The sequence below is a fragment of the Caulobacter sp. DWR2-3-1b2 genome (assembly GCF_049896345.1).
Classification (GTDB): domain Bacteria; phylum Pseudomonadota; class Alphaproteobacteria; order Caulobacterales; family Caulobacteraceae; genus Caulobacter.
In genome coordinates this window covers 457,818-475,217 of sequence record NZ_JAFCUC010000001.1, presented here as the reverse complement: position 1 = coordinate 475,217, position 17,400 = coordinate 457,818, and the positions used below count along the sequence as shown (strand labels likewise).

The following is a 17,400-nucleotide window of genomic DNA, read 5'->3' as shown; positions in this document are numbered from 1 at the left end:
CCCGGGAACCCTTGAAATCGTCCACCCGCTTGTTGCGGAGGGCGGCTTAGGCCGGGAGTTTCTGCTTGATCAGGCCGCGCTCATGGAGGAGCTGGGCGATCTGCACCGCGTTCAGCGCCGCGCCCTTGCGCAGATTGTCGGCGACGCACCACAGCACGATGCCGTTCTCGACCGTGGGGTCGGTGCGGATGCGCGACACATAGACCGGGAACTCGCCGGCGCTTTCCTTGGGCGTCATGTAGCCGCCATCCTCGCGCTTATCGACGACCGACACGCCGTCGGCGTCGCGCAGAATCTCGCGGACGTCATCCTCGTCCAGCGGGGTCTCGAACTCGATGTTCACGGCCTCGGCGTGGCCCACCATCACCGGCACCCGCACGCAGGTGGCGACCAGCTTGATGGACGGATCCAGGATCTTCTTGGTCTCCATCATCATCTTCCACTCTTCCTTCGTGAAGCCGTCCTCCATGAAGCTGTCGATATGGGGGATGACGTTGAAGGCGATCTGTTTGGTGAACTTCTTGGGCGGCGGGGCGCCGAGGACGAACACGCCCTTGGTCTGCTCCCACAGCTCATCCATGCCTTCCTTGCCCGCGCCTGACACCGACTGGTAGGTCGAGACGACCACCCGCTTGATCTTGGCTTCGGCATGCAGCGGCGCCAGCACCACCACCAGCTGCGCCGTGGAGCAGTTGGGGTTGGCGATGATGTTCTTGGGCATCTTCAGCACGGCGTCGGGATTAACTTCGGGCACCACCAGCGGCACGTCCGGATCCATCCGGAAGTGGCTGCTGTTGTCGATGACGATCGGACCGGCCGCGCCGATCTTCTCGCCCCATTCCTTGGAAATGGCGCCGCCGGCGCTCATCAGGACGATATCGACCGTGCTGAAGTCGAACTGAGCCAGGTCCTCGCAGTGCAGGATTTTGTTGCCGAACGAGACTTCCACGCCGATGGATTTGCGCGAGGCTATGGCATGCATTTTCTCGACGGGGAACTTCAGTTCCTCGAGGATATTGAACATCTCACGGCCCACATTGCCCGTGGCGCCGACCACGGCGACCCGGTAACCCATCGCAGCCTCCAATTCGATTGTTTCCACGCCTGCAGTGGCGAGAGCGGACCCGTTACGCCCGGGAGGGCCGGGAAGCAAGAACAGGCTTTCTAAGGCGACGCTTAGCGCAGAGCGTTGGGGGAAGATTTCATCTGGTGTGGACGGGTTCTGCATCTGACGCGTCGCGGCGGCTAACGTTTCTCCGCCTTCACGAAATCCACGAAGGCCCGTAGCGGCGCGGGCATGTGCCGGCGGCTCGGATAGTAGAGATAAGGCCCGCTGAACGGCGCCAGCCAGTCGTCCAGCACCGTCTCCAGCTTTCCGGCCGCGACGAGGTCGGCGACGAAGTCCTCGAAGGTGGCCAACAGGCCCACGCCGGCCACGGCTGCGGCCTGTTCCAAGTCGATGCTCGTGGTGATCAGCGGTCCGTCGGGCGAGACGCGGATCACCTCGCCGTCCTTCTCGAACTCCCAGGCATAGCTGGTCCCGCTGGCGAAGCGGTGGCGGATGCAGGGATGGTTGAGCACCTCGCGGGGGTGAACCGGCCGGCCGTGCGCCGCGAAATAGGCCGGAGAGCCAACCACCACGAAGCGCTGCGGGCCGGCCAGGGGGACGGCGATCATGTCCTTTTCCAGCCGCTCGTCGTAGCGCACGCCGGCGTCGAAGCCGGCCGCCAGCACATCGACGAAGCTGTCCTCGACCGTGACCTCGACCCGGACGCCCGGGTGGGCGGCCAGGAAGCGCGGGATCAGGTCCGGAAAGACGATCCGCGACACCGCGCCGGGCACGTTGAGCTTCAACACCCCCGTGGGGCTGTCGCGGAAGGCGTTGACCTCGTCCAGCGCCAGGGTCACCTCGGCCAGGGCCGGGGTCAGCCGGGCCAGCAACCGCCCGCCGGCCTCGGTGGGGGTGACGCTGCGGGTGGTGCGGTTCAGCAGGCGGACGCCAAGATCGGCCTCCAGTCGGCGCAGCGCCTCGGACAGCGACGAGGCCGACACCCCGCGCAAGGCCGCCGCGCCGCGGAAGCTTCGCGCCCGGGCCACGGCGGTGAACGCGTCGAGATCGGCAAGGTCGGGCTTGGCCATTGTGCGGATTTCCAAACAGCTCGTGCAGCGGTGAATGGATTATCGCACGCGAGACGCCGAGGCATAGTCCCCTCGTCGCATTCAAGGAGACATCCCATGCAGCAGCGCAAACTCGGAAATACCGGCCCCACCGTCTCGGCCCTGGGCCTGGGCGCCATGGGCATGTCGGGCATGTACGGCCCCTCGGACCGCGCCGAGAGCCTGGCGACGATCGATGCCGCCTTGGAGGCCGGGATCACCTTGATCGACACCGGCGACTTCTACGGCATGGGCCATAACGAGATGCTGATCGGCGAGGCCTTGAAGGGCTCCAAGCGCGACCAGGCGATCCTCAGCGTCAAGTTCGGCGCCCAGCGCGATCCGGCCGGCGGCTGGATCGGCTTTGACGGCCGTCCGGCGGCGGTGAAGACCTCGCTGGCCTACACGCTGCAGCGCCTGGGCGTCGACCATATCGACATCTACCGCCCGGCCCGCCTGGACCCCTTCGTGCCGATTGAGGACACGGTCGGAGCCATCGCCGAGATGGTCCAGGCCGGATACGTGCGCCACATCGGCCTGTCGGAGGTCGGGGCTGCAATCATCCGCAAGGCCCATGCCGTCCATCCGATCGTTGACCTGCAGATCGAATATTCGCTGATCTCGCGGAGCCTCGAGGACAGGATCCTGCCGGTGCTGCGCGAGCTGGGCATCGGCATGACCGCCTATGGGGTGCTGTCGCGCGGCCTGATCAGCGGCCATTGGGACAGGAATCAGGGGCAGGAGAAGGGCGACTTTCGAAGCGTCTCGCCACGCTTCCAGGGCGATAATGTCGACAAGAACCTGGCCCTGGTCGAGGCCCTGCGGACAATCGCGGCAGCCAAGGGCGTCAGCGTCGCCCAGATCGCCATCGCCTGGGTCGCCGCCCAGGGCGACGACATCGTGCCGCTGGTTGGGGCCCGCACCCGCGCCCGGCTGGCCGAGTCGCTGGGATCGCTGGACGTGATCCTGTCGGCCGACGACCTGGCGGCTATCGAGCATGCGGTTCCCAAGGACGCGGCGGCCGGCACGCGCTATGCCGAGGCCCAGATGGCCCACCTCGACAGCGAGCACTAGCCGGGCGTTTGGCTTACACAGAAACAGCACTCCAAGTTCCGTTTTCCCGGAGAAGGTCGGGACCCAGTTTCATCCAGAGCCTCTCGCGGGTTTCACCTGGGCCTCGGCCTTCGCCGGGAAAACGGAAATTTGGATGGCGATTGAATCTGAGCCCAACCCGCAACAGCCGTTTCGTGAGCGCCGTTCCGCAAGGGAAGACGGACGAAAATTTCGGTCTGTTCCTGGCGGCGGCGCTCGCGCTACGGTTGGCGCCATGATCGAAGCTCTGCTCAAAAAGATGATCAAGGTCGGCGACCTGACGATCCACATGCCGAACGGTTCGGTGGTCAAGGCCGGCGACGGCGCGGGTCCGCCGGTGACGATGCGCGTCACGGCCAAGGGCCTGCGGCGGCTGGTGACCAATCCGAGCCTCGGCCTGGGCGAGGCCTATATGGACAGCGACCTGACGATCGAGCAGGGAACGCTGTGGGACCTGCTGGAGATCGTCGGCAAGAGCGGCGGGCGCACGCCCAAGCGCGGCTCGGCCCTGAAGCGGGCCCGCAAAGCGCTGAAGCGTACGGTGCAGTCGGTCAATAACCGCCTGGCCTCGCGCCGCAACGTCGCCCACCACTACGACGTGTCGAACGCCCTCTATGAGCGGTTCCTCGATGCGGACATGCAGTACAGCTGCGCCTATTTCGCGCGGCCCGACATGACACTGGAAGAAGCCCAGGTCGCCAAGAAGGCCCATATCGGCGCCAAGCTGAACATCACGCCGGGCATGAAGGTGCTGGACATCGGCTCGGGCTGGGGCGGCCTTTCCATGACCCTGGCCGCCGACCACGGGGCGAAGATGACCGGGGTCACCCTGTCCACCGAGCAACTGGCCCTGGCTACCGAGCGCGCCACGAAGGCGGGCCTGTCCGATCAGGTCAAGTTCCGCCTCACCGACTATCGCGACCTAGACGAGACTTTCGACCGCATCGTCTCGGTTGGCATGCTGGAGCATGTCGGCGCGCCGAACTTCCGGACCTATTTCGACACCGTCAAACGCCTGCTGGCCGACGACGGCAGCGCCGTGATCCACGCCATCGGGCGGATGAGCGGCCCCGGCGCCACCAACGCCTTCACCCAGAAATACATCTTCCCCGGCGGCTACATCCCGGGCCTGTCGGAGATCGTCAAGGCGGTCGAGGCGGCCGGCCTGTGGATCACCGATATCGAGATCCTGCGCCTGCACTATGCCGACACCCTGCGCGAATGGCGCAAGCGCTTCCTGGCCGATCCCGAGATCCCGACGATGTTCGACGCCCGCTTCCTGCGGCTCTGGGAGTTCTACCTGTGCGGGGCCGAGCTGGGCTTCCGCTATGGCGGCCACATGGTCTTCCAGATCCAGGTCGCCAAGAAGGTCGGCGCCCTGCCGATGACGCGGGACTACATGTTCGAGGGCGAGCGGACGCCTGGATAGGTCCTCCCCCTACCAGTAGTCCTTCATGATCTCGCCGGCCCAATCCGGCTCGCGATGTTCGCCGCGCGGGGCGAAGCCGGCCATCACCGGCTTGAGGTCGAGCACCGGCGTGCCGTCGATGGCGTCCAGGCCCCGCACCTCCAGCGACAGGCCCTCGACCGAGACGATGTCGCAGACCGTCACCCCGATGCGGTTGGGCCGGTTCTTGCCGCGCTGGGCGAAGATGCCGACCTTGGGCCAGGCCTTGTTGCCGCGCGGGTGACGGGCCCCGGTGACGATCTGGTCGTCGGTCACCTTGTCGAAGACATAGATCACCTCGACGTGGCTGAAGGCCTCCAGCCCCAGCAGCGCCTCGGCGTCGAACCGCGCGGGGTCGAGATCAATGCGCGCCCGGCTCGGGCCCCAGTCATCGTCCTCGGGCACGTCGCGACCGCCGTGGACGACGCCGATGGGTGTCATGGTGATCGACATGGCTTCTCCTTGTTTGCGCAGGGCCGGCGTCGCGCCTATTCCACCGTCACCGACTTGGCCAAGTTCCGCGGCTGGTCGACGTCCGCGCCCTTGATGACCGCCACATGATAGGCCAGCAGCTGGATCGGAGCCGACATCACCAGCGCCGAGACCAGGGGGTCGCAGGCCGGGGCGGTGACCACCACCCGCGCGCCCGCCGGGGCGTGGCGCGCGCCTTCGGGGTCGGTGATGAACACCACTTGGCCGCCGCGCGCCATGACCTCGCTCATGTTCGAGGCCGACTTCTCGAACCATGAGTCGTAGGGCGCCAGGATGATGATCGGGGTCTGGTCGTCGACCAGGGCGATCGGCCCGTGCTTCAGCTCGCCGGCGGCGTAGCCCTCGGCGTGGATATAGCTGATCTCCTTGAGCTTCAGCGCGCCCTCCAGAGCCAGGGCCGACATCGGGCCGCGGCCGAGGTAAAGCACGTCGCGAGCCTTGGCGATCTCGCCGGCGATCTCCTTCAGCGAGTCCTCCAGCCCTATGGCCTCGGCGATCAGGCGTGGGGCTTCCAGCATCACCTTGACCAGGCGCTGCTCCTCGGCGTCGTCGATCGTCCCGCGCGCCTTGGCGGCGGCGACGGCCAGGGCGATCATCACGCTGACCTGAGCGGTGAAGGCCTTGGTCGAGGCGACGCCGATCTCCGGCCCGCAATGGATCGGCCAGACCACGTCGACCTCGCGGGCCATGGTCGATTCCTGGGCGTTGACCACCACGGCGCTCTTCATGCCCTTGGCCTTGCAGTAGCGCAGGGCCGCCAGGGTGTCGGCGGTCTCGCCCGACTGCGACATGGCGATGACCAGCGAGCCTGGACGCAGGGCCGGGGTGCGGTAACGGAACTCCGAGGCGATCTCGACATCGACCGGCAGGTCGGCCAACTGCTCGATCAGGTACTTGCCGATGACGCCGGCGATGTAGCTTGTGCCACAGGCGACGATCTGGATGCGCTCCAGGGCCGCCAGGTCCAGGCCGCCGGGCATGGCCGTGCGGGCGGTCAGGGCGTCCACATAGGCGGCGATGGTGCGCTGGCAGCCCTCCGGCTGGTCATGGATTTCCTTCTCCATGAAGTGCCGGTAATTGCCCTTCTCCATCATCACCGCCGAAGCCGGGACGATCTTGACGGGGCGGGTCACGGCCGCGCCGCTGACGTCGAAGATCCGCGCGCTGTCATGGTCGAGAGCCACATAGTCGCCCTCCTCCAGATAGATCACGCGGTTGGTGAAGGGGCCGACCGCCAGGGCGTCGGAGCCCAGGAACATCTCGCCCTGGCCCTTGCCCACCACCAGCGGGCTGCCGCGACGCGCGCCGAGGATCAGGTTGTCGGCGCCCTCGATCAGCACCGCCAGGGCATAGGCGCCGGTCAGCCGGTCCAGCGTGGTCTTAAAGGCCTCCAGCGGCGCCAGGCCCGTGGCCAGTTCGGCGTCGATCAACTGGGCTATGACCTCGGTGTCGGTGTCGCTCTCGAAGGTGCGACCGGCTGCGGCCAGCTCGGCCTTCAGCTCGGCGAAGTTCTCGATGATGCCGTTGTGCACCAGGGTGACGCGGCCGGCGGTGTGGGGGTGGGCGTTCTTGAGATTGGGCGCGCCATGGGTGGCCCAGCGGACGTGACCGATGCCGTTCTGCCCAGCCAGCGGCTGCTCGGCGAGCAAGGCCTCCAGGTTCCTGATCTTGCCCTGGGCGCGCCGGCGCTCGACCTTGCCATCGGCGACGGCGGCGACGCCGGCCGAGTCATAGCCGCGATATTCCAGCCGCTTGAGGCTGTCGATCAGCCGGTCCGAGACGGGCTTGACGCCGACGATGCCGATGATGCCGCACATGGGCCATGATCCTTTGTAGAACGCAGCGACCAGACTAATGCTGTCGCAGCGGATATTTCACGGCCGGGCTTTAGCATTCGTGCAGGACCTGCCCTCATAAATCTGCATTTCGGATCGTTTCGCGGTTCGACGATGGCCTAACGAGACCGGAAGACGACCATGAGCAAGCGCGCCTATTTCGGCACCGACGGCATCCGCGGCCAGGCCAACCTGCACCCGATGACCGCCGAGGTCGCGCTGCGCGTCGGCTTGGCTGCGGGAAAGCTGTTCCGCTCGCAGGACGACCGCCGCCACCTGGTGGTGATCGGCAAGGACACCCGGTTGTCGGGCTACATGATCGAGCCGGCCCTGGTCGCTGGTTTCGCCAGCGTCGGCATGGACGTGCGGCTGTTTGGCCCGCTGCCGACCCCGGCCGTGGCGATGATGACCCGCTCGATGCGCGCCGACCTGGGCGTGATGATCTCCGCCAGCCACAACGACTTCGCCGACAACGGCATCAAGCTGTTTGGCCCCGACGGCTACAAGCTTTCGGACGCCCAGGAGCTGAAGATCGAGGCCCTGATGGACGAGGGCCTGCAGGAGGGCCTGGCGCCGCCGCGCGGCCTGGGCCGGGTGCAGCGCGTCGATGACGCCCAGGCCCGCTATATCGAGATCGTCAAGGCGACCTTCCCGCGCAACATGAGCTTGGCTGGCCTTCGCATCGTCATCGATTGCGCCCATGGCGCCGCCTACAAGGTGGCTCCCCAGGCCCTGTATGAGCTGGGCGCCGAGGTGTTCCCGCTCGGGGTCGCCCCCAACGGGACCAATATCAACGCCGAGTGCGGCTCGACCCATCCCGAGGCCATGGCCAAGCTGGTGCGGGAATATCGCGCCGACATCGGCATCGCCCTGGACGGCGACGCCGACCGCCTGGTGATCTGCGACGAGAAGGGCTTGGTGGTCGATGGCGACCAGATCATGGCGATCATCGCCCTGGCCTATGCCAAGGCCGGCAAGCTGAAGGCCGGCGGCGTGGTGGCCACGGTGATGTCCAATCTTGGCCTTGAGCGGCTGATGGCCGACAACGGGCTGAAGCTGGAGCGCACCGGCGTCGGCGACCGCTATGTGATGGCCCGCATGCGCGACGGCGGCTTCAACCTGGGCGGCGAGCAGTCGGGCCACGTGATCCTGTCGGACTTCTCGACCACGGGCGATGGCCTGATCGCCGCCCTGCAGGTGCTGGCGGTGATGATCCAGTCCGGCCGGCCGATGAGCGCCCTGGGTCGCCAGTTCGAACCGGTGCCGCAACTGCTGGAGAACGTCCGCTTCGCCGGGGGCAAACCGCTGGAGGCCAAGACGGTGATGGAGGCCATCGCCGACGGCGAGAGCCAGCTGAACGGCTCGGGCCGCATCGTGGTGCGGCCCTCGGGCACCGAGCCCCTGATCCGCATCATGGCTGAGGGCGACGATCCGGCCCTGGTCAAGAAGGTGGTCAAGTCGATCGTCTCGGCGGTGAAGGCGGTTTCCTAAATCCGCTCATCCCGGCGAATGCCGGGACCCAGATGGAAGACTCAGACTGGGTTCCTCAAGCGCTGAGCTCTCCCAATCAGCCTCGACGCCATACGATCTGGGTCCCGGCATCCGCCGGGATGAGCGGTCGTTGTCTACTCCCCGCCAACCCCCTCCACCACCTCCCGCAGATACTCCACATGCCGGCGGAAGGCCTTGCGGCCGGCCGGGGTCATGGCCACGCGGGTGCGGGGCTTCCTGCCAACGAAGTCCTTGGCGATCTCGACATAGCCGGCCTTTTCCAGGGTGGTCAGGTGGCTGCCCAGATTGCCGTCGGTGGCCTGGGTGATGGCCTTGAGGCGCGCGAACTCCAGCGGCTCGGCGCCTTGGGCGTGCAGGGCCGCCATGATCTTCAGCCGCAGCGGCTGATGGATCAGCTCGTCCAGCTCCGCCACGCTCACGCCCTCCGCAGCCATAGGCCGCCCAGGATCAGCCCGCCGCCGCCGACCGCGGCCATCCAGAAGGCCAGCCATGGCTGGAAGAAGAAAAACCCGACCAGGGTGGCGACGAACACTCCCGCGCCGATCCACAGGAAGCGCGGCGCGAAGGCGATGCCGACACCGCCATAGACCAGGCCGGTCATCAGCCCCGGATAGACGATGGCGGGCTCTAAAGAGGTCGGCTGGAAGACCAGATAGGTGGCCGTCATGAACGCCATGATCGTCAGGGCGCTGGCCGCGATCTTCCAGCCCGACCCTGCCCGCGCGGCGTTCTTGCCGCGCCGCGACATCAGGATGGTCGCCAGGATGCCCAGCGCGTCCAGCGGCAGCCAGGTCATGCCCCATTGCTCCGGCGGCAGCAGGCCCATGCCGGTATAGCCCAGGATCCAGACCACGCCCCAGACCATCAGGATCGGCCCGGCGATCTGGTAACCCTTCAATTCGCGGCTGCGGCCGGCGGTGCGTTCGATGTCGGTCAGGGCCGACGCCGCCTCGGTTCTCGAAATGCCCATTGGGGCCTCCATTGCTGAGCGTCCAGAGCGCTCTGTCAAACAGAGTGACATGATTTAGTGCTCTGTCAATCAGAGTTCTCTAAAATTGTGGCGATGACGCTGCGATGGGTAGACCCAACACTGGGAGGGCTGCGAGTCACGGCCCACGGAGACCCCGATCGGCGCCCCTGTGATCGCGCACGCGCTGAAGTCGCGCCGTGCAATCGGGGACACGCCGCAAGGGCATGTCCCCGGCCGTGGTCACCCCATCATCCCACCTTCGGCGCCTTCAACCGCCGCTTGTTGACGTGGCTCGCCGGGGCCGGGGCCTCGACCTCCTCGGGATATTCCCCTTTGAAGTAGAACCGCTGCCAGGCCTCCTTCATCGCCTCGGGGTCGCGCTTGAAGATGCGGGTGTTGAACTCGCCGCGCTTGGCGGCCCAGGCGTCGTACTGGCCACGCAGGTCGGGGTTGGAGTTCATCGAGCGGATCACCGGCTGCACCTGCTCCAGGGGCTTGTCCTGGATCATCATGAAGAAGCAGAATGGCTCGCCCTTTTCGAAGCGCACCGTGCCCGGGCGGGTGAAGATCCAGTTCATCGTGAAGGGGAAGGGCAGCCAGTCGGTCTCGACCAGCCCCGCCAGCGGTTGGACGCCATCCTTGATGTGATTGGGCGGGCCCATGGTCCAGATCGACCAGCCGGGCGGGGTGCGAAACAGATAGCCGGTGTGGAAGGTGATGGTGCCGCGCGAGAAGTGTGACTTGACGAAATCGTCAAACCCCGGATGCGGATGGTCGGCCTTGAAAGTGATGCAGTTCTGATGCGCCCCGCCGTCCCAGGTGGCGGAAAAGCCGACCGGGCAGAGGATTTCCCAGCCGGTGGTGTTGGCCATGGTCAGCGGCAGGCAGCGATAGGGATGGCGGTCGGCGAAATGGTCCATCCAGGCCCGCTGCGGCCGGCCCGGCACGATCTCGGGCGGGCGATTTTCGGTGGGGTAGCACTCCAGTTCCATGCCGCTCTCTTCTTCCTGCGTTCGCCATTCCCTATCCTGCTCTAGCGCCCGAAGGGCGAGCCCGTCCAGCGCACCGACCCGCACCGATCGAAAGGGGCCTTGATGAAACCCATGCTCACGCGCCGCTTTGTCGTCACCGGAGGACCGGGGGCGGGCAAGACCAGCCTGATCGACGCCCTGGAGGCGCGGGGCCTTCCGTGCGTCTTCGAGAGCGGCCGGGCGATCATCCGGGGCCAGGTCGAGGCCGGCGGCACGGCCCTGCCGTGGGCGGACCGCGAGGCCTATGCCCGCTGGATGCTGGTCATGGACAGTCGTGCGCATGCCCTCGTAGAGCTGCTCAGCGGGCCTGTGTTCTTCGATCGCGGCGTGCCGGACATTGTCGGCTATCTGCGGCTGTGCGGCCTGCCGATCCCGGAGGACCTCGCCGCAGCGGCCTTGACGCTGCACTACGAGCCGCTGGTGTTCATCGCCCCGCCGTGGCCGGAGGTCTTCACCAACGACGCCGAGCGCCGCCAGGATTTCGCCGAGGCCGTACGCACCCACGCCATGATGGCGCAGGTCTATACCGAGCTCGGCTACACCTTGGTGGATCTGCCGCAGGCCCCAGTCGAGGACCGCGTCGCTTTCGTGCTGGAACAGGTCCTCGCCCGCCTTAGAACGTCCGGATGAAAACCCGCGCCGACCTCTTCGCCTTCCTCGACGCCCACGGCGTCGCCCATTCCACCCTGGATCATCCGCCGGTGTTCCGGGTGGAGGAGGGGCTGGAGATCAAGGCGACCCTGCCCGGCGGGCACACCAAGAACCTGTTCCTGAAGGACGCGAAAGGTCAGCTATGGCTGATCTCGGCTCTGGGCGAGACGGTGATCGACCTGAAGCGCCTGCACACGGTGATTGGCTCGGGCCGGCTGTCGTTCGGTTCTCCCGACCTGATGCTGGAGACCCTGGGGGTGACGCCGGGCTCGGTCACGGCGTTCGGCCTGATAAACGACACCGACCACCGCGTGCGCTTCGTGCTCGACGCGGGCTTGGCCAAGTCCGATCCGGTCAATTTCCATCCGTTGGCCAACAACGCGACCACGGCGATCTCTCAGGACGGCTTGCGACGGTTCCTGGCGGCGCTGGGCTTCACGCCGATGATCGTCGATTTCCCGGCCATGGCGGTGGTCGGATAACCGGCATCCCCCGATTGCGAACCCCGGCGCGAGAGACCATCTTGGCCCCCTAGACCGGCGCCCGCCCGATCCAATCGGCGCGCCATGCGTTGAAGACCCTGCGTGAAGAGAGACCCGATGGCCCTGATTGGCGAAAAACCCGCTCCCATCCTTGCTGGCGGAGCGAGCAAGAGCGAGCACATCAAGGACGGCACGGACGCCAGCTTCCTGGCCGACGTCATCGAGGCCTCCAAGATCCAACCGGTGATCGTCGACTTCTGGGCGACCTGGTGCGGTCCGTGCCGCCAGCTGACCCCGGCCCTGGAAAAGGCGGTCAACGCCGCCGGAGGCGCGGTCAAGCTGGTCAAGATCGATGTCGACAAGAACCCCGGCTATTCGGGCCAGTTGCGCGTGCAGTCGATCCCGACCGTCTACGCCTTTGTCGACGGCCAGCCGGTCGACGGCTTCCAGGGCGCCCAGCCCGAAAGCGAGATCAAGGCCTTCATCGACCGCATTTCCGGCCCGCCGGCCCAGAGCGACGCCGACGCCCTGCTGGCCATGGCCACGGAATCGATGGAGCTCGGCGACATCGGCGGCGCCGCCCAGGCCTTCGCACAGCTGCTGCAATTGGACCCGGCCAGCCTCAAGGCCATCGGCGGCCTGGCCCGCTGCTATCTGATCGGTGGCGACCTGGAGGGCGCGGCCGAAGTCGCCGCCACCGCCCCGGCCGACGCCAAGGACCCCGACCTCGAGATCGTCCGCGCCGCCTTGGTCCTGGCCCAGGACGCGCCGTCCGAGACCGCGCCGTTCGAGCAGCGCCTGGCGTCCGACGCCGACGACCACGAAGCCCGGTTCGAACTGGCCAAGGCCCTGGCCGGCGCCGGCCAGCTTCAAGCCTCTTCCGACCATCTTCTGACCATCATCGAACGCGACCGCACCTGGAACGACGAGGCGGCGCGCAAGCAACTGCTGACCGTGTTCGAGGCGGCCGGCTATACGTCGGAAGTGGCCAAGGCCGGCCGCAAGCGGCTGTCGGCCATTCTGTTCAGCTAGGAGAACCCGATGCCGGGCGTCTATCGAAGGGCCGACGACCTGCCGCTGGTGATCCCGGTGTTTCCGCTGGACGGCTGCCTGCTGCTGCCCGGCGGCCAGTTGCCGCTCAACATCTTCGAGCCGCGTTATCTCAACATGTTCGACGACGCCATGTCGGGTGAGCGGATCATCGGCATGGTCCAGACCCGGCCCGGCGGCGACGACGAGCGGCCCAGCCTCGCTTCCGTCGGCTGCGCGGGCCGGGTGACCAGCTTCGCCGAGGCCAGCGACGGGCGTTATCTGGTGACTCTGACCGGCGTCTGCCGCTTTCGGCTGGGCGCGGAGTTGCCCAGCCGCGCGCCCTACCGCCAGGCGCGCGTCGATTTCTCGACCTTCGAAGCCGACCTGCGCGAGGCCGCCGAAGGGGCCACCTCGGGCGGCGAGGCCGAAGCCCTGTTGGCGGCCCTGCGCCGTTATCTCGACCATCGTGGTCTCGACATCGACTGGACCAGCGCCGAGGCCGCGCCCTCCGACGCCTTGATCAACAGCCTGGCCATGGCCCTGCCGTTCGAGCCGGTCGAGAAACAGGCCCTGCTCGAGGCCCCCACCCTGACCGACCGCCGCGAGACCCTGGTGGCGTTGCTGGAGATCGACGCGGCGCTGGGGGACGACGAGGAACCGGGGATGCTGCAGTAGTTTGCGCCGCTGCCAAAACCGCCTACAACGCCGCCCATGACCGCCGCTTCTCCCCCTCCGCCCGCCGATCTCGACCCGCGCCTGCTGGAGGTGCTGGTCTGTCCCGTCACCCGCGCGCCACTGTTCTATGACCGCGCCCGGGGCGAGCTGATCAGCAACGCCGCCAAGCTGGCCTATCCGATCCGAGACGGCGTGCCGATCATGCTGCCCGAGGAAGCCCGCAGCCTGGAAGACTAGACACGGCCAAGTCCTCCTCCTGTGGGGAAGGTGTCGGCGAAGCCGACGGAGGGGGGGCGTGGTCGGCCACCGGCCATGCTCCGGACCGCCGATTTCAAAAACTCCCCCCCACCGATCGCTGCGCGATCGCCTCCCCCACAGGGGGAGGACCGCTAGATGGCCATGCCCCTGAGCAGTTTCGGCAGATCCCCGACCCCGCCGCCGGCCTCGTGCATGAAGAACCGCCGCGCTGGCGCGATGCGGTTGACCGCCGCCATGCCCACGCCGCGCGCCAGGCGTAGCAGTGGATTGTCGTTGGAGAACAGGCGCACGAAGCCGTCGAAGGCCAGGGCGTTGGTGATATTGTCGAACCGTCGCCAGCGGGCGTAGCGCTCCAACACGGCCTCGGCCCCGATGTCCTCGCCATTGCGCAACGCCTCGACCACTACCTGCGCCAAGGCGGCGGCGTCCTTGAGGCCGAGGTTGAGGCCCTGGCCGGCGATCGGGTGCACGCCGTGGGCGGCGTCGCCGATCAGGGCCAGGCGCGGCGCGACCAGCCGTTCGGCCAGCGACAGCGACAGCGGATAGACGAAGGTTGGGCCAGCCATCTCGACCGTGCCCAGAAACTCGCCGAACCGTCGCATCAGGTGGCTGTGGAAGGCTTCTGGCGAAGCGTCGCGCAGGGCCTCGGCGCGCAAAGTGCTTTCGGTCCACACCAGGCTGGCGCGATTGTCCGTCAGCGGAAGAATGGCGAATGGGCCGCTAGGCAGGAAATATTCGTGGGCCACGCCCTGGTGCGGGTGCTGCAGACGCACAGTGGCCACCACGCCGCTCTGGCCGTAGCGCCAGCCGATGTCGCCGATGCCCGCGGCCTTGCGCAGCACGCCATTGCGGCCCTCGGCGGACACCACCAGCGGCGCCGAGAGGGTTCGGCCGTCGGTGAGGGTCAAGGTGGCGCCAGCGGGGGTGACGTCCAGCGCCTTGGCGCCGGCCGGCGCCAGCACCTCTATGCCCTTGTCGATCACGGTCTGGGCCAGGGCGGCGCGGATCTGGCGGTTCTCGATCAGATAGCCCAGGGGCTCGCCGTTGGAGCGGTCGGCGATCTCGCCGCTGTCGAAGCGCAGGAAGAACGGCGAGGGGCCGCCCGAGGCCGGACCCGGGGTCTTGCCGTCGGTGACCAGGATCTGCTCGATCCGCTGAGCGTGGGGCGCCAGGGCCTCGCCGGCCCCGATCGTCCGCCATTGGCGAAACGACGAATAGGCGACGGCCGAGGAGCGCCCATCGAAGCTCGGCGCCAGCTGGGTGTCGAACGGCTGGGGATCGACCAGCAGGGCCTTGACCCCGGCCGAGGCCAGGGCGAGCGCCAGGGTGGTTCCGGCCATGCCGGCTCCGGCGATGATGACGTCGGCGTCGTGGTCGTGCATGGACGGATATGGCGCTGGAGGGGGCGGGGTGTCCAGACGGGAATGGCGGACGGGGCCAGACCGGGGCATAGCTGGAACCTTCAGACGCTCCCTAGGCCGACCTGACCATGACCGATTCCGCGCCGAACCCCCCGTCTGTCAATCTGCTGGGCCACGTCACCGCCCTGAAGGTGGCCGCAGTGATCACCGCCACGATCCTGACGGGCTTTGCGCTGTGGGCCTTGCGGGGAATCCTGGAGCCGTTCGTTCTGGCGGTGTTCCTGCTGATCATCATCGACGGCCTGGCCCGCCTGCTGACGGTCCGACTGCCCAAGGCGCTGCGCCGGCTGGCCCTGCCGGTCGCCATCGCCGCCATCGTCGCGGTGCTGGTGGTGACGATCTGGGTGACGGCCGACAACGCCAGCGACTTCGCCGCCCAGTCCGCCAGCTACACAGCGCGGATCAACGACCTGCTGGGCCTGGTGGCGCAGCATCTGGGGCTGCGCGTCACGCCGACCCTGTCCAGCCTGATCCAAACGCTCAACCCGGCCCAATATGTGGGCGTGGTCGCCGGCTCGTTCAGCCATTTCGCCGAGGCGACAATCTTCGTGCTGATCTATCTGGGCTTCCTGCTGGCCTCGCGCCGGGGCTTCAAGGCCAAGGCCCAGGGCATGTTCCAGAACGCGGAGCGTCGCGTCGAGGCCCAGCGGGTGTTCAACCAGATCCGCGACGGCCTGCAGAACTATATCTGGGTGCAGACCGTGGTCGGGCTGATCATCACTGCGGCCTCGGCGGCCTTGATGGCGGCGGTGGGTCTGTCGCACATCCCTTTCTGGTGCCTGATCATCTTCCTGACCAACTACATTCCGGCCATCGGCGCCGCCGTCGGCGTACTGTTCCCGGCGGTGTTCGGCCTGGTGGAGGTGCAGGACATCTGGCGCGGGGTGATCCTGCTGGTCGGCCTGGAAGCCATCCACTTCGCCGTTAGCCACGTGGTCCAGCCGCGCATGCAGGGCCGCAGCCTCAACCTCGACCCGATCGTGGTGCTGCTGGCCCTGGCCTTCTGGGGCTTCCTGTGGGGCGTGACCGGGGCCTTCCTGTCGACCCCGCTGGCGGTGATGACCATGGCGATCCTGGCCGAGTTCAGCGGCACGCGGCCTTTGGCGGTGCTGATGTCGAGTGATGGAAAGCCGTATGAGGATTTGGCGGGGTAGGGGTTCTGCTTTCGACCCAAATCGGACTTCCAGGCGGCCGCTTCGGGCGCTTTTCAGGTGAGATCACGCGCCCTTGCCCCCACCTGACGGCTTCGCCGTCTGTCCGCCCCCACCTGACGGCTTCGCCGTCTGTCCGCCCCCATCGGGGGCGGAGCTCTCGCGTTTTAGGCTCTTCCCCCTATGGGCGAAGACGATCGCGAAGCGATCCGTAGGGGGCAGGTGAGACGCTGAATAGGTCCTCCCCTCGTGGGGGAGGTGTCGGCGAAGCCGACGGCGGGGGAGGGATCGGATGACGGTCGAACCTACGATCAACGATCCCAAAACACCCCCCACCGGTTGCTGCGCGACCGCCTCCCCCACAGGGGGAGGACCTTGCTACCGCGGCAGCGGCCTCGGCTTGCGATCCTCGCCAATGGCCACGAACGTGAACACGCCCTGGGTCACCTTGTGGGCCTGCTCGCCGTCGCGGCGGCGGCGCCAGGCCTCGACCTCGACCTTCAGCGAGGTGCGGCCCACGTGGACGACCTTGGCGAACAGACTGACCTCGTCGCCGACGAACACCGGGCTGATGAAGGTCATGCCGTCGATGGCGATGGTGGCGCAGCGGCCGGCGGCGCGGTGGAAGGCGATCGAGGCCGCCGCCAGGTCCATCTGCGACAGCAGCCAGCCACCGAAGATGTCGCCCTCGGGATTGGTGTCGGACGGCATGGCGATGGCCCGCAGCACCGGCGCCTCGTGCGGCCATTCGGCAGCCGCCCAGGCCTGGGCCAGGGTCTCGGCGCGGCGCAGGGACGCGGACTCGTCGGTCACCTCAGTGGCCGCCGGAGCCTTCATAGACGCCAGGGGCCAGTTGCTCGTCCTCGTCATGACCCGGGGCGGTGGCGGCGATGAAGCGGCGGTCGCAATAGGAGCAGTCGACGAAGCCGGCCGCGCCCATCTCCAGCCAGACGCGTGGATGGCCCAGGGCGCCGCCGACGCCGTCGCAGGCGATGCGGTGCGAGCGGACCATGATGGTTTCGGGGGCGGAGCCAGGATGGGCCAAGGTGTCCATGCCGGTCGGGGCCGTGGCGGGCCCCGACATCGCCGATCCGGGCAGGGCGTCGAGAGCGGAGGTGGACTTGGCCTTGCGCGCCATCTTGGTAAAACCCTTGAAATCCAGACGCGGCCTTGGCGTGGCGGCGATGCAGGCAT

19 protein-coding genes are annotated in these 17,400 nt (G+C 67.4%); 9 read left to right on the top strand and 10 right to left on the bottom strand.

What is annotated here, in order from left to right:
- Positions 1-46 precede the first annotated feature (46 nt).
- Both ACP694_RS02305 and ACP694_RS02300 read right to left on the bottom strand, forming a co-directional pair.
- Complete coding sequence (locus ACP694_RS02305; protein ID WP_426010076.1) at positions 47-1,075, bottom strand: aspartate-semialdehyde dehydrogenase; 1,029 nt, start codon at positions 1,073-1,075, stop codon at positions 47-49.
- Positions 1,076-1,245: 170 nt separating this feature from the next.
- A complete protein-coding gene (locus ACP694_RS02300; RefSeq protein ID WP_426010075.1) occupies positions 1,246-2,139 on the bottom strand; it encodes a LysR family transcriptional regulator in 894 nt (297 codons plus the stop codon).
- A 96-nt stretch (positions 2,140-2,235) separates the two neighbouring features.
- On the opposite strand from ACP694_RS02300, the gene ACP694_RS02295 reads away from it, so the two are divergent.
- A complete protein-coding gene (locus ACP694_RS02295) occupies positions 2,236-3,231 on the top strand; it encodes an aldo/keto reductase (protein WP_426010074.1) in 996 nt (331 codons plus the stop codon).
- Positions 3,232-3,484: 253 nt separating this feature from the next.
- Complete coding sequence (locus ACP694_RS02290; protein WP_426010073.1) at positions 3,485-4,678, top strand: class I SAM-dependent methyltransferase; 1,194 nt, start codon at positions 3,485-3,487, stop codon at positions 4,676-4,678.
- 9 nt (positions 4,679-4,687) lie between these two features.
- Here ACP694_RS02290 and ACP694_RS02285 read toward each other — a convergent pair whose 3' ends face one another.
- Positions 4,688-5,149: an SAM-dependent methyltransferase gene (locus ACP694_RS02285; RefSeq protein ID WP_426010071.1), complete on the bottom strand. Its 462-nt coding sequence runs from the start codon at positions 5,147-5,149 to the stop codon at positions 4,688-4,690.
- A 35-nt stretch (positions 5,150-5,184) separates the two neighbouring features.
- Positions 5,185-7,005, bottom strand: coding sequence for a glutamine--fructose-6-phosphate transaminase (isomerizing) (glmS, locus tag ACP694_RS02280; protein ID WP_426010070.1), 1,821 nt, complete (start codon positions 7,003-7,005; stop codon positions 5,185-5,187).
- A 159-nt stretch (positions 7,006-7,164) separates the two neighbouring features.
- Here glmS and glmM point away from each other — a divergent pair, with 159 nt between their 5' ends.
- Positions 7,165-8,514, top strand: coding sequence for a phosphoglucosamine mutase (gene glmM, locus ACP694_RS02275; RefSeq protein ID WP_426010068.1), 1,350 nt, complete (start codon positions 7,165-7,167; stop codon positions 8,512-8,514).
- Between the two features lie 134 nt (positions 8,515-8,648).
- Here glmM and ACP694_RS02270 read toward each other — a convergent pair whose 3' ends face one another.
- The 3 genes from ACP694_RS02270 to ACP694_RS02260 form a co-directional block, all read right to left on the bottom strand.
- Positions 8,649-8,948, bottom strand: coding sequence for a winged helix-turn-helix domain-containing protein (locus ACP694_RS02270; protein WP_426010066.1), 300 nt, complete (start codon positions 8,946-8,948; stop codon positions 8,649-8,651).
- A 2-nt stretch (positions 8,949-8,950) separates the two neighbouring features.
- Positions 8,951-9,505 (bottom strand): hypothetical protein, encoded by a 555-nt coding sequence (locus ACP694_RS02265; RefSeq protein ID WP_426010064.1) that lies wholly within the window; start codon positions 9,503-9,505, stop codon positions 8,951-8,953.
- A gap of 248 nt (positions 9,506-9,753) precedes the next feature.
- Positions 9,754-10,497: a DUF6065 family protein gene (locus ACP694_RS02260; RefSeq protein WP_426010063.1), complete on the bottom strand. Its 744-nt coding sequence runs from the start codon at positions 10,495-10,497 to the stop codon at positions 9,754-9,756.
- A gap of 102 nt (positions 10,498-10,599) precedes the next feature.
- Here ACP694_RS02260 and ACP694_RS02255 point away from each other — a divergent pair, with 102 nt between their 5' ends.
- The 5 genes from ACP694_RS02255 (at position 10,600) to ACP694_RS02235 (ending at position 13,613) form a co-directional block, all read left to right on the top strand.
- On the top strand, positions 10,600-11,166 hold the full coding sequence (locus ACP694_RS02255) for an AAA family ATPase (protein ID WP_426010061.1): 567 nt from the start codon (positions 10,600-10,602) through the stop codon (positions 11,164-11,166).
- Positions 11,163-11,669, top strand: a complete 507-nt coding sequence (locus tag ACP694_RS02250) for a prolyl-tRNA synthetase associated domain-containing protein (RefSeq protein ID WP_426010060.1) — start codon at positions 11,163-11,165, stop codon at positions 11,667-11,669. The genes ACP694_RS02255 and ACP694_RS02250 overlap by 4 nt, the downstream gene beginning before the upstream one ends.
- A 117-nt stretch (positions 11,670-11,786) precedes the next feature.
- A complete protein-coding gene (locus ACP694_RS02245; RefSeq protein ID WP_426010058.1) occupies positions 11,787-12,701 on the top strand; it encodes a tetratricopeptide repeat protein in 915 nt (304 codons plus the stop codon).
- A 9-nt stretch (positions 12,702-12,710) separates the two neighbouring features.
- On the top strand, positions 12,711-13,376 hold the full coding sequence (locus tag ACP694_RS02240) for an LON peptidase substrate-binding domain-containing protein (protein WP_426010057.1): 666 nt from the start codon (positions 12,711-12,713) through the stop codon (positions 13,374-13,376).
- 36 nt (positions 13,377-13,412) lie between these two features.
- Positions 13,413-13,613 (top strand): Trm112 family protein, encoded by a 201-nt coding sequence (locus ACP694_RS02235; RefSeq protein WP_426010056.1) that lies wholly within the window; start codon positions 13,413-13,415, stop codon positions 13,611-13,613.
- A gap of 152 nt (positions 13,614-13,765) precedes the next feature.
- On the opposite strand, the gene ACP694_RS02230 is transcribed toward ACP694_RS02235, so the two are convergent.
- On the bottom strand, positions 13,766-15,016 hold the full coding sequence (locus tag ACP694_RS02230) for a UbiH/UbiF/VisC/COQ6 family ubiquinone biosynthesis hydroxylase (RefSeq protein WP_426010054.1): 1,251 nt from the start codon (positions 15,014-15,016) through the stop codon (positions 13,766-13,768).
- A gap of 107 nt (positions 15,017-15,123) precedes the next feature.
- Between ACP694_RS02230 and ACP694_RS02225 the strand changes: the two genes are divergently transcribed.
- Positions 15,124-16,209: an AI-2E family transporter gene (locus tag ACP694_RS02225; protein WP_426010053.1), complete on the top strand. Its 1,086-nt coding sequence runs from the start codon at positions 15,124-15,126 to the stop codon at positions 16,207-16,209.
- A gap of 375 nt (positions 16,210-16,584) precedes the next feature.
- Here ACP694_RS02225 and ACP694_RS02220 read toward each other — a convergent pair whose 3' ends face one another.
- Both ACP694_RS02220 and ACP694_RS02215 read right to left on the bottom strand, forming a co-directional pair.
- Complete coding sequence (locus ACP694_RS02220) at positions 16,585-17,043, bottom strand: acyl-CoA thioesterase (protein WP_426010051.1); 459 nt, start codon at positions 17,041-17,043, stop codon at positions 16,585-16,587.
- A complete protein-coding gene (locus ACP694_RS02215; RefSeq protein WP_426011272.1) occupies positions 17,021-17,290 on the bottom strand; it encodes a zinc-finger domain-containing protein in 270 nt (89 codons plus the stop codon). Before ACP694_RS02215 ends, ACP694_RS02220 begins: the two co-directional genes overlap by 23 nt.
- Positions 17,291-17,400 lie beyond the last annotated feature (110 nt).

Bases quoted from the DNA above. Each gene is read 5' to 3' on its own strand.
- ACP694_RS02305 (WP_426010076.1), bottom strand. From the start codon at position 1,075: ATGGGTTACCGGGTCGCCGTGGTCGGCGCCACGGGCAATGTGGGCCGT.
- ACP694_RS02215 (WP_426011272.1), bottom strand. From the start codon at position 17,290: ATGTCGGGGCCCGCCACGGCCCCGACCGGCATGGACACCTTGGCCCAT.
- ACP694_RS02225 (WP_426010053.1), top strand. From the start codon at position 15,124: ATGACCGATTCCGCGCCGAACCCCCCGTCTGTCAATCTGCTGGGCCAC.
- ACP694_RS02260 (WP_426010063.1), bottom strand. From the start codon at position 10,497: ATGGAACTGGAGTGCTACCCCACCGAAAATCGCCCGCCCGAGATCGTG.
- ACP694_RS02235 (WP_426010056.1), top strand. From the start codon at position 13,413: ATGACCGCCGCTTCTCCCCCTCCGCCCGCCGATCTCGACCCGCGCCTG.
- ACP694_RS02230 (WP_426010054.1), bottom strand. From the start codon at position 15,016: ATGCACGACCACGACGCCGACGTCATCATCGCCGGAGCCGGCATGGCC.
- ACP694_RS02220 (WP_426010051.1), bottom strand. From the start codon at position 17,043: ATGAAGGCTCCGGCGGCCACTGAGGTGACCGACGAGTCCGCGTCCCTG.
- glmS (WP_426010070.1), bottom strand. From the start codon at position 7,005: ATGTGCGGCATCATCGGCATCGTCGGCGTCAAGCCCGTCTCGGACCGG.
- ACP694_RS02300 (WP_426010075.1), bottom strand. From the start codon at position 2,139: ATGGCCAAGCCCGACCTTGCCGATCTCGACGCGTTCACCGCCGTGGCC.
- ACP694_RS02245 (WP_426010058.1), top strand. From the start codon at position 11,787: ATGGCCCTGATTGGCGAAAAACCCGCTCCCATCCTTGCTGGCGGAGCG.
- ACP694_RS02290 (WP_426010073.1), top strand. From the start codon at position 3,485: ATGATCGAAGCTCTGCTCAAAAAGATGATCAAGGTCGGCGACCTGACG.
- ACP694_RS02250 (WP_426010060.1), top strand. From the start codon at position 11,163: ATGAAAACCCGCGCCGACCTCTTCGCCTTCCTCGACGCCCACGGCGTC.
- ACP694_RS02295 (WP_426010074.1), top strand. From the start codon at position 2,236: ATGCAGCAGCGCAAACTCGGAAATACCGGCCCCACCGTCTCGGCCCTG.
- ACP694_RS02285 (WP_426010071.1), bottom strand. From the start codon at position 5,149: ATGTCGATCACCATGACACCCATCGGCGTCGTCCACGGCGGTCGCGAC.
- ACP694_RS02265 (WP_426010064.1), bottom strand. From the start codon at position 9,505: ATGGGCATTTCGAGAACCGAGGCGGCGTCGGCCCTGACCGACATCGAA.
- glmM (WP_426010068.1), top strand. From the start codon at position 7,165: ATGAGCAAGCGCGCCTATTTCGGCACCGACGGCATCCGCGGCCAGGCC.
- ACP694_RS02255 (WP_426010061.1), top strand. From the start codon at position 10,600: ATGAAACCCATGCTCACGCGCCGCTTTGTCGTCACCGGAGGACCGGGG.
- ACP694_RS02240 (WP_426010057.1), top strand. From the start codon at position 12,711: ATGCCGGGCGTCTATCGAAGGGCCGACGACCTGCCGCTGGTGATCCCG.